1 pseudogene is annotated in these 250 nt (G+C 72.4%); it reads left to right on the top strand.

The annotated features are described in order from the left end of the window. A pseudogene (locus NE591_RS15865) lies at positions 1 to 250 on the top strand (IS21 family transposase); the annotation flags it as partial.

The raw sequence follows: 250 nt of genomic DNA, 5'->3' as shown, positions 1-250 counted from the left end.
GGCCGTCTACGAGGGCGACTTCCGCGGCGAGGAGGGGCTCGTGGCCGCCATCGCGCGCATCGAGGCGCGGTGCAACACCGAGCCCAGCGCGTCGACCGGGGTGCCGCCGGCGGTGCTGTTCATGCGCGAGAAGGAGGAGCTGCGCAAGGTGGGCAACATGGGGCTTTTGGAGTCGATGGTGGCCGACGTCTCCGTCCAGGCGGCGCCCCCCACGATGCTCGTCCGCTGCCGGGGCCGCGAGTTCTCGGTG

The sequence above is a fragment of the Adlercreutzia sp. DFI.6.23 genome (assembly GCF_024462535.1).
In the GTDB taxonomy this organism is placed as follows: Bacteria; Actinomycetota; Coriobacteriia; order Coriobacteriales; family Eggerthellaceae; genus Adlercreutzia; species Adlercreutzia rubneri.
Note: the sequence above shows the minus strand (reverse complement) of the source record. Positions and strands in the feature narration are given on the sequence as shown.